Consider the following 12,301-nt stretch of genomic DNA (forward strand, 5'->3'; position numbering starts at 1 on the left):
GGGACATGACCCAGGACGCTCTTCTCAAGCTGCTCGCCGAAGGACACGACGGGGTGCTGGTCACCCTCAAGAGCGACGGCCGTCCCCAGCTGTCCAATGTCAACCACGCCTACTACCCCGACGAGCGGACCGTGCGCGTGTCGATCACCGACGGCCGCGCCAAGACCCGCAACCTGCGCCGCGACCCCCGCGCCTCGTACCACGTCACCAGCCCCGACCGCTGGGCCTACACGGTCGCCGAGGGCACCGCCGAGCTGTCGCCGGTCGCCGAGGACCCGTACGACGCGACCGTCGAGGAGCTCATCCGCCTCTACCGCGACGTCCGCGGCGAGCACCCCGACTGGGACGACTACCGCGCCGCGATGGTCCGCGACCGCCGGCTGGTGCTGCGGCTGCGGGTGGAGCGGGCGTACGGCATTCCGCGCCCCTGACAGCGCGGGCGGCGGGGCCTAGGGCCTGCGGTCCAGGGCGATCGGCCGATGGTCGCGCGAGCGGCGGACACCTAGGCTGCCGAGGAGGGAACGGCAGCTCAGGAAGAGGTCACGATGTCCGTCAACGGCCGTAGTCACATCCGGATCGCCCGGCCCTCCCGGGACCTGGCGGCGGCCGAGCGGTTCTGGGTGCGGGGGCTGGGGCTCGGTGTGGTGTGGCGGGCCGAGGGCGGTCCTGAACCCGGCGAGCACGACCTGCTGATGGTGGGCTGGCCGGACGCCGACTGGCATCTGGAGCTGGTGCACGAACCCGCCCGGCCCGTGGAGCCCCGGCCCACCGAGGAGGACCTGCTGGTCGTCTACGTCGACGGGCCGGTGCCGGAGGACCTGGTGGCCCGGCTGGAGGAGCACGGCGGCAAGCGGGTGCCCTCGCCGAACCCGTACTGGAACCAGTGGGGGATCACCGTCGAGGACCCGGACGGATACCGGCTGGTGCTCTGCGAGCGGGGCTGGTCCAACGCGTAGCGCGTGGCGGGGGCGGCTGGTCCGACGCGTGGCGGCGGGTGCTTGCCGCCCGGGCTTCCCGGGACTAGCCTCCGCGCGTGATCAATGGGGCACATGTGGTGATCTACACCAGCGACGCCGAGGCGGACCGGGCCTTCCTCCGGGACGTGCTGGGCTGGCCGCACGTCGACGTCGGACACGGCTGGCTGATCTTCCGGCTGCCGCCGGCCGAGGTGGCGTGCCATCCGGCCGACGGCGAGCCGTCGCACGAACTGATGCTGATGTGCGACGACCTGGATGAGACGGTCGCCGAACTCACCACCAAGGGCGTGGAGTTCAGCCGACCCGTCCAGGTCGCGGCCTGGGGCCGGGTGACGGGCTTCCGGTTGCCGGGCGGAGGCGAGGTCGCCTTGTACGAGCCGCGTCACCCGCGCGCCTAGTACCGGCCTCCTCCCGCACCCAGGTCTCCAGCCACTGTGCGAACTCGGCCGCCTTGTCGGGCCAGTTGAAGTGGGTGAGGGCCGCCTCGCGACCGCGCTGGGCCGCGGTGTGACGCAGGATCGCGTCGGTGCTCAGCCTGCGTATCGCCTCCGCCGCCGCGCGCGGATCCTCGTACGGGACGACGATTCCGCAGCCGTGCCGCTCCACCATGTCCGCGGCCAGCGGGGTGGGCGTGGTGATGACGGGTACGCCGTGGGCCATGTACTCGACGACCTTGGTGGGCCGGGAGTGGCGGTAGTTGGGCTGGTCGTGGAGGAGGGAGAGGCCGGCCAGGGCGCCCGGGAACAGGGCGAGGGCACGGTCGTTGGGCAGGAAGCCGTGCCAGCGCAGGACGCCGTCCCGGTCGGCGGCCGTGAGCGCGTCCCGGACGTCGGGGTCGGCCGCGCCGGCCACCTCGATGCGCGGGCCGGGGCCCAGGTGCCGGGCCGTCTCTATCAGGTCCAGCGCGCCACGCGCCCGTGACAGGTGGCCGACGTAGACGACCCGTTCGGTGCCCGGCGGTTCGGGTGCCTCGGTCGGGGCGGTGGTGAAGTTCGGCACCACGGGGTGGGTGTGGCGGAACCGCTCCTGGTAGGCGTCCTCGGCGAGCAGCAGCCGCAGATGGCGCTCCGCCAGCCGTTCGGCCGCGCGGACGCCGAGCCGCAGCGGTGGCCGCAGCGCTCGCGGCACCCAGCGTTTCATGGCGAGCGCGGCCGCGGTGTCCTCGTGGACGTCCCAGACGACCACCGGACCGGTTCCGGACCGCCGCCAGCGGCGCAGGGTGCCGGGCAGGGCCAGCAGCAGTTCCGGGTCGTGCAGCAGGATCACGTCCGCCTCCTGCCCGCGCCGGGCCAGCAGGGTCCGGGCCGCGCCCACGGCCGCGCGGCGGCTGCGGCCCGCGGCCCGCGGCAGGTCGATGCCTTCGAGGTCCGGGCGCGGCCGTACCTCGCGGGCCGAGAACGGCGCCGCGTAGACGACATGGTGACCGCGGTCCCGCAGCGCGGTGATCTGCCGGTGCAGGATGCGCGCGTCCTCGGGGTGGTGGACGACGGTGACGACGAGTATCCGCATCTGAGCGCCTTTCGACTCCGTGGCCCGGAGCCCTTCGACTCCGAGCCACGGAAGGGGAGTTGCTCCACAGGTCGGCTACAGCACCTCGACGCCGGGCCGGAAGATCCGCCCCCGGGTGTCGAAGAGCAGGCGGGCCTCGTCGCCGAGGGCCGGGAGGTCGTACGCGGAGTGGTCCTGGAGCAGGATCGTCAGGTCGTGCGAGCGCACGGCGGCCATGACGTCGGTGACCCGCGGCACGGCCTCCCCGTCCACGAACCAGGCCGGTACGAACGGGTCGTGGAAGGCGATCTGGGCCTCCCGCTCCCGCAGCAGTCGGGCCACCGGCACCGCCGGCGCCTCGCGCTGGTCGGCGACGTCCGGCTTGTAGGTGACGCCGAGGAGCAGCACCCGGGAGCCGTGCAGTGCCCGGCCCTCGTGGTTGAGCAGGTCCTGGGCGCGCCGGACGACGTACTCCGGCATGTGCGCGTTGATCTCCCGGGCGAGTTCCACGAACCGGAACTCGTAGCCGATCGAACGCACTTTGTAGGAGAGGTAGTTGGGGTCGATCGGGATGCAGTGGCCGCCCACCCCGGCGCTCGGCCGAAAGGGCTGGAAACCGAACGGCTTCGTGCCCGCGCAGCGGATCGCGTCCCACACGTCGACGTGCAACTCGCGGCAGAGAATGGCCAGTTCGTTGACCAGTGCGATGTTGACGTGCCGGTAGGTGTTCTCCAGGAGCTTGGCCATCTCGGCCTCGCGGGTGCCCTTCGCCTGCACCACCGTGTCGACGAGCTTGCCGTAGAAGGCGGCGGCCTTCGCCGCGCACGCCGGGGTGCAGCCGCCGACCACCTTGGGTGTCTGGCGCAGCCCGTGGGTGGAGTTGCCGGGGTCGATGCGCTCCGGGGAGAAGGCCAGCGCGAAGTCGTCGCCGGCCCGCAGTCCGGACTCCTCCAGGAGCGGTTTGACGATCTCCTCGGTGGTGCCAGGATAGGTGGTCGACTCCAGGACGACGAGCCGTCCGCGGCGCAGCCGGCCCGCCACCGCCCGCGCGGCGGAGGTCACCGCGCTCAGATCGGGGCCGCCGTCCTCGCTGAGCGGGGTCGGCACGCAGATCACCACGGTCTGCGCCCGGGCCAGGCACTTGTCGTCGGTGTACGCGGTGAACCCGGCCGCCCGCATCCGGGCGACGTCCTCGTCGGAGACGTCGTCCACGTGGGAGTGCCCGGCGTTGAGGCCCTCCACGACCCGTGGGTCGAGGTCGAGCCCGGCCACTCTCAGGCCGACCAGCGACGCCTCCCGCGCGAGCGGGAGTCCGACGTAGCCGAGCCCGATGACGGCCAGTTCGAAACTGTCGGTCTGTTCCTCATCCCCGAGCGATGCGCTCGATTCCCCGAGCGGTACGGCCTTTTCGACCTGCATAGGGATTCACTCCGCCCTCGACGGCAGCAACGGCAGACGCCGTATGGATCCGAAGGGCCCGGACGGTGAGTGGTGCCGGGCGCGGGGTCTCAGACACATCCAAGAGCGCGATACGCCTCTCGGGTCGTGGCAGCGACCCTTTTCCAGGTGCGTTCACGCGCCACCAGCGCGTGGGCGGATGCTCCCCATTCATGCCGCCGTTTTCGACTGTAGAGCAATACTTCGAGAGCTTCTGCCCAAGCCTGCGGAGATTCCGGCTGGATCAGCCGCCCGTTCACTTCGTCTTGCACCAGTTCTCGCAGGGCTGTGACATCACTGGCCACCACGGGAAGACCGCTCGCCATCGCTTCGACCGGCTTGAGCGGGGTGACCAGATGGCAGACCCGTTCGTCGGTGCGCGGCACCGCGAAGACATCCAGAACCGCGTGGTAGGCGCGCACTTGGCGGTGCGGCACGCGGCCGGTGAACAGGGCGGCGCCGGCGCCAAGACCGAGCCGTTCGGCCAGCGCCTGGAGCCTGCCGCGCTCGGGCCCGTCGCCGACGATCAGCAGCCGCAGCGGGACACCCCGACGGCGCAGTTCGGCACCCGCATGGAGCAATGTGGAGATTCCCTCGTGTGGAGTAAGGCTGCTCACGGTGCCCACCACGAAGTCGTCCGCCGCGATGCCGAGCCGGGCGCGCACTTCCGCCCCGTCCGGCGGCGGGGCGAGGAAGGCGTCGTCCACCGCGTTGGGCACGATCAGGACCCGCTCCTCGGGCACCCCGCGGCCCACGATCTCGGCCTTCATCGCCGCGCCCAGCGTCAGCACCAGATCGGCCCCGCGCATGCAGTACGTCTCCAGAGCGCGCCGGGAGCGGTACGACGGGTCGTCCGCACTGCGGCCGGGCGCCTGGGTCAGCCAGGTCTCCTCCAGGAAGCCCCGCACCTCGTACACCACCGGCAGCCCGTAGGTCTCCCGCAGGGCCAGCGCCACCCGCCCGTTGCCGTGGTCGGTGGCCGCGTGCAGCACCGCCGGCCGCAGCCGCTCCACCAGCCGTCCGGCCAGCTCGGCGTTGCGGGCGAGGACCGCCCCCTGGCCGTAGGGCAGCCCGTACGGCAGCAGCCGGTGCTGCGGCACCCCGTTCACGATCTGCAACGGGCGGGCGTCCAGGACGCCCTGCGCCACCGGGAACCCGATGCGGGTCACCACGTGCGGATCGAGCCCGGCGGCCCGCTGGGCCTCGGCGAGGGCCTGGGTGCGCACGGTGTAGCCGGCGTGTTTGAACGGCAGCCCGTTGGTGACCAGATGGAGCACCCGGCCCGGCTCGGGCCGCACCGCCCGCCCGGCGGGCGCCGCGACCCGGGCGGCGGACGGGACGGCGGTGGGCCCGGCCGTACGGGCCCGGGCGGCGAGCCGTCTCTCGACGGGTTTCAGCCCGCGCCGCACCCGCTCCGGCAGCAGCCGTACACCGAGCAGCGCGGCCCGGGCCGGGTCGTGCCGCAACTCGCCCCAGGCGACGGATGCGGCCAAGCTGAGTGCACGGGGAATCCGAAGAACACGGCGCGGCAGGCGAAGAGACAGACGTCGGGCCATGTCGCCACGGTAGGCCGACAGAGCGGAGAACGTACGACATGAACGGCCGCGTACTCCATGTCGTAGGGACCAGGCCGAACTTCGTGAAGGCCGCGCCCGTCGTCGCCGCCCTGCGCGCGACCGGGCACGACCAGGTCCTGGTGCACACCGGTCAGCACTACGACGAACGGATGTCGCACATCTTCTTCCGGGAGCTGGGCCTGCCCGCCCCGGACACCGACCTCGGCGTCGGCTCCGGCAGTCACGCCCGCCAGACCGCCGACCTGCTGGTGGCCCTGGAGGGCGAGCTGCTCGCCCGCGCCCCGGCCCTGGTCGTCGTCTACGGCGACGTGAACTCCACCCTGGCCGCGGCCCTGGTCGCCGCCAAGCTGGGCATCCCGGTGGCCCATGTCGAGGCGGGGCTGCGCAGCTTCGACATGGCGATGCCGGAGGAGGTCAACCGGCGCCTGGTCGACCAGCTCGCCGAGCTGCTCTTCGTGACCAGCCCGGAAGCCGTCGGACACCTCGCCCGCGAGGGCGTCGACCCGGGCCGGGTGCACTTCGTCGGCAACCCCATGATCGACACCCTGCTCACCCATCTGGAGCATTTCGACCCGGCCGCCGCCCGCGCCGCCCACGCGCTGCCCGAGCGGTACGGCGTGGTCACCCTGCACCGCCCGGCCAACGTCGACGACCCCGAGGCCGCCGCGGCCGCCGCCCGCGCCCTCACCGAGGCCGCCGGCCACCTCGACCTCGCCGTCCCCCTGCACCCGCGCGGCCGGGAGGCGCTGCGCAAGGCGGGCCTCGCCGACGCGCCCGGCATCCATCTCCTCGAACCGCTCGGCTACGTCGAGTTCATGGGCCTGGTCCGCGGGGCCGCCGCCGTGATCACCGACTCGGGCGGCGTCCAGGAGGAGACCACCGTGCTCGGCGTGCCCTGCCTGACGCTGCGCACCACGACCGAACGCCCGGTCACCGTCACCCACGGCACCAACCGCCTGGTCCGGCACAGTGAACTGGTGCCCGCCCTGCGCAAGGTCCTCGACGGGCAGACGGCGGCCGACCCCGAGGGACCACCGCTGTGGGACGGCAAGGCCGGCCCCCGGATCGCCCGCGTGCTCACCGAGTGGCTGGAGCGCCATGACTGACGCCACCCGTACCTACCCCGAAGCCCCCCTCACCTACTGGGACACCCGGCACCGTGAACGCGACGACCTCGCCTCCGGCGGCCACATCGGCCTGGACCGGCCCGGCAACGAGATCTTCTACGCGATCCGGCTCGGCCAGCTCCTCACCCTGATCGGCGACCTGTCCAGCCCCGCCTCCCCGCTGTTCGTCCTCGACGCGGGCTGCGGCAAGGGGCACTTCGCCCGTTCCCTCGCCCGCTGCGGCCACCACGTCGACGCCTTCGACGCCAGCGAGGCGGCCGTCACCCACGCCCGGACCGAGGGCGGCGGCCCCCGTTACGCCGTCGCCGGCCTCGACGAGTGGCGCAGTCCCTGGCTCTACGACGTGGTGCTCTGCGTGGACGTCCTCTTCCACCTCCTGGACGACGCACAGTGGGCGGCGAGCCTGCGCAACCTCGCCTCACTCGTCCGGATCACCGGCCGGCTGATCGTCACCGACGAGAACACCCACGAACCCGTCCCGCGCGGCGACTACATCGTGCACCGGCCGCTCACCGCCTACCGCAAGGAGCTCGATCCCCTGGGCCTGAGCCACACCCTCTTCCGGCCCTACGGCTTCCGCGAGAACCGGGTCGGCTTCCATGTCTTCACGAGGACCCGCTGATGCGCCTGACCGATCTGCTCCACCCGCACCTGGACGACGTGACCTCGGTCGTGGACGCGACGAGCGGCGGCCTGCGTCTGGACCCCTATCTGCACCTGCCGCCCGGCGTCGAGCTACGGCGGCACGAGGAACCCGTCGGCGCGGGGGAGCTGCTGCTCCTCTGCTACGGCCCCGACCTCGCCGTGCACGGCGGCGAGGCGGACTGCCTCGCCGCACTGGAACGGATGCGGCCCGGCGGCCGCGGTCTGATCGTCTTCGGCCACCCCGGCACCGACCTGCCCTACCACCGGCTCCTCGACGCCCTGGTGGCACACCGCTGCCAGGTGCTGCACGCGGCCTCGCTCGGCTACACCCACCTGCACTCCGGTGCGGTGTTCGCGTGCACCGAGGAACTCCTGCCGCCGCACGACTGGTTCGGCCACCCGCTGCCCGCCGACGGCTTCGCCACCGCCCTCAGGATCGCCGACGAGTACGTCCTCGCCGACTTCGTCTCCCGCTCCCAGCGGGCCCGCCTGATCGACCTGGAGCGGGCCGCCGAGGAGACCGCCCGCGCCCTGGAGACCGCCCGCGAGGACGGCCTCGCCGAACGGCTCGCCGCCGCCGTGCGGGACAAGGACCAGCTCTCCTCCGCGCTGCGCCGGGCCCGCGAGCGGACCGGCGTGCTGGAGGCGCGGGTGTCCATGCTGGAGGGCTCCACCTCGCTGCGGGTCGGCAAGGCACTGGTGTCGGCGGCCCGGTCGCCGAAGCGCCGCGCGGCCCGGCTGCCGGGCGAGCTGTACGGGCTGTGGCGGCAGCGGAAGGTCAAGGGCCGTCCCGCCGGCTCCCGGACCCCGGCCGCCGTCCCCGCGCCGGAGCCGCAGGCCGACGACCGCTTCCACCTCTCCCACCGCGCCCTGTCCGTGGCGCCCCGCGACCGGCTGGTGATCACCGGCGTGCTCACCGACCGCACCGCCCAGGACTTCGCGGCGGACGCGGTGGTCAGCCGGGTGCTGCCGCACGACGGACGGCTGCTGGTCGAGCGCACCGACCCGGACGTCTTCCTCGTCCAGCTGAGCGCGTGCGCGGCCCAGGAAGGTCCCTGGTCGCTCACCGGCACCGGACTCGCCCCCGACCTGGACCGGCGCCTCGCCGAACTGGTCTCCCGGGCCAGGGGGCTGGGCCGTACCGCCGTGCTGTGGCGGGACGGCCCGGCGTCGTCCGCCCCGGGCCTGTCCCTGCTGCCCTGGGACACCGTCCTCGACGGCGACACCGGGACGGCGCTCTTCCGCCTCGACCCGGTCACCGACGGCCGGGACCGGCTCCGGGACGTCTTCGTGCAGGACAGCACCCGCATCCGGCTGGCCCGGCTCGCCGCCCTCACCGGCGGCCCCGACCCGCTCGCCGAACGCCGGATCGCCGTCCTCGCCGCGCCCCGGGACGCCACCGACGTGGCCCGGCTCGTCGCCCAGGCGCTCGGCCAGCTGCATCGGCCGGCCGAGGTGATCGTCGCCGACCCGGCGGGCCTCGCCCTCGACGAACTCACCGCCGCCTCGGTCGCCGTGCACGCCGGACCGCCCACCGCACCCTGGGTCGCCGACTGGCGGGACCTGACCGAGGACCGCCCGGACACCCTCCTCCTCGACCTGCTCTGCGCCCAGGAGTTCTCGGGCGCCGACGCGGTCGGCCACACCCCCGCCGCCGACGACTACGCCTTCGTACCGGCCCTGAAGCCGCTGCTCGTGCGCCGGTCCCTCCTCGACACCGGTACCCCGCCGGACAGTTGGTCGCGCGCCGGGCACCGCCTGTTCGCCGTGCGTGGAAAGGAACCGTCATGACCCGCACCCTCCGGGCGCTCGTCTACGGCGACGTGGACCTCAACCTCATCGACGGCTCCGCCGTCTGGGCCCAGTCGACGGTCCAGGCACTGTCCCGCGCGGGCTGCCGGACCCGCCTCGTCCTCAAAGCCCCGGTCGAGACGGGCCGGTTGACCGACCCCCTCGCAGGGCTGCCCGGGGTCACCGTGGTCCGCCCGTACGAGGAACACCTCGTCCCCGGCCAGGGCGCGCACCCCCTCTCGCCGTTCCAGGCCTCGCAGCTGCTCGCCCGGCTGGACGCGGAGGAGCCCTGCGACCTGCTGGTGCTGCGCGGCCGCAGGCTGGTCAAGCAGATCGTCGGCGACGGCGCCTTCGACGGCCGGATCTGGGCCTACCTCACCGACATCCCGCAGTCCCCGGCCGACATGACCGAGGAGGCCCGCGCCGACCTCGCCCGCATCGCCACCGCCTCCCGGCAACTCCTCTGCCAGACCGAGGAGTTGCGCTGCTTCCTGGAGGCCTGGGTGCCGGAGGCCTGCGGCCGGTCCGTGCTCTGCCCGCCCGCGGTGCCCGAGCCCGGCTTCCCGGTCCCGGCCCGGAACGGCCTGCACGATCCGGTACGCCTCGTCTACACCGGCAAGTTCGCGCCCCGCTGGAACACCCTGCCCATGACCCGGCTGCCCGCGATGCTCGCCGAGCGCGGCATCAAGACCGAACTGCACGCCGTCGGCGACAAGATCCACAAGGATCCGGGCCACCCCGGCTTCGACACCGCCATGGCCGAGGCGCTGCGCACCACCCCCGAGGTCGTCCACCACGGCGGCGTGCCGCGCGAGGAGGCCATGCGCCTCGCCGCCGACTGCGACCTCGGCCTCGGCTGGCGCGACGCCTCCCTCGACGCCAGCCTCGAACTCTCCACCAAGGTCCTGGAGTTCGGCTCCCTCGGCCTGCCCGTCGTACTCAACCGCACCCCCGCCCACGAGGCCCTGCTCGGCGCCGACTACCCCCTGTTCGTACCGGGCACCGCCACCCTCGCGGACGCGGCGGACGCCGTCTCCCTCGCCGTACGCGACACGGCCGCCCGGCATCTCGCCGCCGACCGGTGTGCGGCGGCCGCCCGGGAGTACACCATGGAGGCCGCGGCGGCCCGCTGGCGCGGCCACCTCGACCGCGCCTTCCCCGCGGCACCCGCTGCCGTCGCCACCCGGGCCCGCCCACTGCGGGTCGGCGTCGCCGGCCACGACCTGAAGTTCCTCACCCGCCTCCTCGACCACCTGCGCGCGCTGCCCGGCCTCGACGTCCGGATCGACGCCTGGCCCGCGCTCGCCCGGCACGACGCGGCCGCCGGCCGCGAACTCGCCGCCTGGGCCGACGTGGTGGTCGTCGAGTGGTGCGGTCCGGCGGCCATCTGGTACAGCCGCCACAAGCGGCGCGGCAGCCGGCTGATCGTGCGCCTGCACCGCTTCGAACTCGACGCCGGATACCCGCGCCAGGTCGACATCGACGCCGTCGACCGGGTGGTGTGCGTCAGCCCGCACTACGCCCGCGCCACTCGGGACCGCACCGGCTGGCCCGCCGCGAAGATCACCACGATCGGCAACTGGGTCGACGTCGACCAGCTCGACCGGCCCAAGGCGCCCGGCGCCCGCCACCGCCTCGGCATGATCGGCATCGCGCCCAGCCGCAAACGCCTCGACCTCGGCCTCGACGTCCTCGAAGCACTGCGCGCCCGCGACCGGCGCTGGCACCTCTCGGTCAAGTCCAAGCCGCCGTGGGAGTACTGGTGGATCTGGAACAAGCCCGAGGAACGCGAGCACTACGACGCGATCCTGCGCCGCATGCAGACCTCACCGCTCCTCGAAGGGGCGGTCGTCTTCGACCAGTTCGGCCCCGACGTCCCCAACTGGCTGCGCCGCATCGGCCATGTGCTCTCCACCAGCGACGACGAGAGCTTCCACCTCTCCCCGGCCGAGGGCATGGCCTCCGGCGCCGTACCCGCGCTGCTGCCGTGGCCGGGCGCGGACGAGATCTACGACCGGCGCTGGATCCACGACACCCCGCAGGCGATGGCCGACGCGATCGCCGGCCTCGCCGAGCAGGAGGACTGGCAGTCCGCCGGGGCCGCGGCCCGCGAACAGGTGCGGGAGGGGTTCTCCCTGGAGCGGGTGGCGAAGGACTGGACGGAGCTGCTGGTGTCCGGCTGAGGAGCCCCGCGCCGTGGAAGGCCTCGGCGGGAAGAGGCCCGCTGCCCGTCCTGGTCGTAAAAACCCGTTGGCGGACCACGGCGACCGCTGCTACTTTTCCGGAGGCCGTGCGAGAGAACGAGGAGGTGGTACCCGTGAACGCAGTATCGACATGGGTGCTCCCCTCCGGGGTCACGGTCGGACGCTAGGTCGTCCGGGAGCGCCGCTCTGAGCACTCCCGAAAGGCACGACCATGCAGTTCACTTCCGAGCAGCGCCTCGACGACGGCGTCCTCGAACGCGAATTCATCCTCGGCGAGATCCCCGGCACCCTGTGGACGCCTGGATCCGCCGCCGCACCGGCCCCGCTGATCCTGATGGCCCACAACAACGGCCTGCCCAAGAGCCAGGCCCGGCTGGTGGCCCGGGGCCGGCACACCGCGGCGTACGGCTACGCGGTGGCCACCATCGACGCCGCCGAGTGCGGTGACCGGCCCCGTTCCGCCGCCGCCGAGCAGGCCCGCGCCGACCTCCGCCGGGCGATGCAGGCCGGCGAGCCGGTCGCCGAGATCTTCGAGTCCCTCGTCGGCCCGCTGGTCGAAAAGGCCGTTCCGGAATGGCGCACCACCCTGGACGCACTCCTCGCGCTGCCCGGGATCGGCGGCCCGGTCGGGTACTCGGGGTGGATGGCCCTCGGCATCCGGCTCGCGGCGGTCGAGCCGCGCATCGCCGCCGCCGGCTTCTTCGCCGGGGGTTACGTGCCCCGCGCTCAGCGCGAGGAGGCCCGGCAGGTCACCGTGCCGCTGCTGATGCTGCTGCAGTGGGACGACGAAGGGAACCCCCGGCAGCGGGCCCTGGACCTGTTCGACGCCTTCGGCACCAAGGAGAAGACCCTGCACGCCAATCTGGGCGGGCACACCGGCACCCCGTGGTTCGAGGGGGAGGACGCGAGCCGGTTCTTCGGCCGGCACCTGAAGTGAGACCGGGCCGTCAGGCCGGCATCGGACGGTAGGCGGCGTCGGCCGGGTTGCCGCTCATCGAGGACAGGATCCGTCCCTCCTCGATGAGCGGTGGCCGGCAGCCGCACGACCGCCCCGA

Annotated in this window: 11 protein-coding genes; 8 read left to right on the plus strand and 3 right to left on the minus strand. The window is 73.4% G+C overall.

What is annotated here, in order from left to right; translation table 11 throughout:
- Nucleotides 1-5: 5 nt before the first annotated feature.
- From ABT137_RS42020 to ABT137_RS42030, 3 genes are all read left to right on the plus strand, one after another.
- A complete protein-coding gene (locus ABT137_RS42020) occupies nucleotides 6-431 on the plus strand; it encodes a PPOX class F420-dependent oxidoreductase (protein ID WP_351717369.1) in 426 nt (141 codons plus the stop codon).
- Nucleotides 432-545: 114 nt separating this feature from the next.
- Nucleotides 546-956, plus strand: coding sequence for a VOC family protein (locus ABT137_RS42025; RefSeq protein ID WP_351717371.1), 411 nt, complete (start codon nucleotides 546-548; stop codon nucleotides 954-956).
- A gap of 77 nt (nucleotides 957-1,033) precedes the next feature.
- On the plus strand, nucleotides 1,034-1,375 hold the full coding sequence (locus ABT137_RS42030) for a VOC family protein (RefSeq protein WP_351717372.1): 342 nt from the start codon (nucleotides 1,034-1,036) through the stop codon (nucleotides 1,373-1,375).
- On the opposite strand, the gene ABT137_RS42035 is transcribed toward ABT137_RS42030, so the two are convergent.
- The 3 genes from ABT137_RS42035 to ABT137_RS42045 form a co-directional block, all read right to left on the minus strand.
- Nucleotides 1,272-2,486: a glycosyltransferase gene (locus tag ABT137_RS42035; RefSeq protein WP_351717374.1), complete on the minus strand. Its 1,215-nt coding sequence runs from the start codon at nucleotides 2,484-2,486 to the stop codon at nucleotides 1,272-1,274. The two genes, ABT137_RS42030 and ABT137_RS42035, sit on opposite strands and share 104 nt — an antisense overlap.
- Nucleotides 2,487-2,561: 75 nt before the next feature.
- Nucleotides 2,562-3,884, minus strand: coding sequence for a nucleotide sugar dehydrogenase (locus ABT137_RS42040; RefSeq protein ID WP_351717376.1), 1,323 nt, complete (start codon nucleotides 3,882-3,884; stop codon nucleotides 2,562-2,564).
- Nucleotides 3,885-3,973: 89 nt separating this feature from the next.
- Nucleotides 3,974-5,395, minus strand: a complete 1,422-nt coding sequence (locus ABT137_RS42045) for a glycosyltransferase family 4 protein (protein WP_351717378.1) — start codon at nucleotides 5,393-5,395, stop codon at nucleotides 3,974-3,976.
- Nucleotides 5,396-5,496: 101 nt separating this feature from the next.
- Here ABT137_RS42045 and wecB point away from each other — a divergent pair, with 101 nt between their 5' ends.
- From wecB to ABT137_RS42070, 5 genes are all read left to right on the plus strand, one after another.
- Nucleotides 5,497-6,585, plus strand: coding sequence for a non-hydrolyzing UDP-N-acetylglucosamine 2-epimerase (wecB, locus tag ABT137_RS42050; protein ID WP_351717379.1), 1,089 nt, complete (start codon nucleotides 5,497-5,499; stop codon nucleotides 6,583-6,585).
- Nucleotides 6,578-7,228: a class I SAM-dependent methyltransferase gene (locus tag ABT137_RS42055; protein WP_351717381.1), complete on the plus strand. Its 651-nt coding sequence runs from the start codon at nucleotides 6,578-6,580 to the stop codon at nucleotides 7,226-7,228. Before wecB ends, ABT137_RS42055 begins: the two co-directional genes overlap by 8 nt.
- Nucleotides 7,228-9,042 carry an amino acid adenylation domain-containing protein gene (locus ABT137_RS42060; RefSeq protein ID WP_351717383.1) on the plus strand — a complete coding sequence of 605 codons (1,815 nt, stop codon included), beginning with the start codon at nucleotides 7,228-7,230 and terminating at the stop codon, nucleotides 9,040-9,042. Before ABT137_RS42055 ends, ABT137_RS42060 begins: the two co-directional genes overlap by 1 nt.
- Complete coding sequence (locus ABT137_RS42065) at nucleotides 9,039-11,225, plus strand: glycosyltransferase (RefSeq protein ID WP_351717385.1); 2,187 nt, start codon at nucleotides 9,039-9,041, stop codon at nucleotides 11,223-11,225. The genes ABT137_RS42060 and ABT137_RS42065 overlap by 4 nt, the downstream gene beginning before the upstream one ends.
- A 232-nt stretch (nucleotides 11,226-11,457) precedes the next feature.
- The gene (locus tag ABT137_RS42070; protein WP_351717387.1) at nucleotides 11,458-12,183 is read left to right on the plus strand and encodes a dienelactone hydrolase family protein; all 726 of its coding nucleotides are present in this window, start codon (nucleotides 11,458-11,460) and stop codon (nucleotides 12,181-12,183) included.
- The last annotated feature ends 118 nt before the right edge of the window (nucleotides 12,184-12,301 follow it).

The sequence above is a fragment of the Streptomyces sp. NPDC001980 genome (genome assembly GCF_040296885.1).
Taxonomy (GTDB): Bacteria; Actinomycetota; Actinomycetes; order Streptomycetales; family Streptomycetaceae; genus Streptomyces.

Excerpts from the sequence above, each read along its gene's own strand:
- ABT137_RS42020 (WP_351717369.1), top strand. The coding sequence starts at position 6 with ATGACCCAGGACGCTCTTCTCAAGCTGCTCGCCGAAGGACACGACGGG.
- ABT137_RS42025 (WP_351717371.1), top strand. The coding sequence starts at position 546 with ATGTCCGTCAACGGCCGTAGTCACATCCGGATCGCCCGGCCCTCCCGG.
- ABT137_RS42035 (WP_351717374.1), bottom strand. The coding sequence starts at position 2,486 with ATGCGGATACTCGTCGTCACCGTCGTCCACCACCCCGAGGACGCGCGC.
- ABT137_RS42040 (WP_351717376.1), bottom strand. The coding sequence starts at position 3,884 with ATGCAGGTCGAAAAGGCCGTACCGCTCGGGGAATCGAGCGCATCGCTC.
- wecB (WP_351717379.1), top strand. The coding sequence starts at position 5,497 with ATGAACGGCCGCGTACTCCATGTCGTAGGGACCAGGCCGAACTTCGTG.
- ABT137_RS42055 (WP_351717381.1), top strand. The coding sequence starts at position 6,578 with ATGACTGACGCCACCCGTACCTACCCCGAAGCCCCCCTCACCTACTGG.
- ABT137_RS42060 (WP_351717383.1), top strand. The coding sequence starts at position 7,228 with ATGCGCCTGACCGATCTGCTCCACCCGCACCTGGACGACGTGACCTCG.
- ABT137_RS42065 (WP_351717385.1), top strand. The coding sequence starts at position 9,039 with ATGACCCGCACCCTCCGGGCGCTCGTCTACGGCGACGTGGACCTCAAC.
- ABT137_RS42070 (WP_351717387.1), top strand. The coding sequence starts at position 11,458 with ATGCAGTTCACTTCCGAGCAGCGCCTCGACGACGGCGTCCTCGAACGC.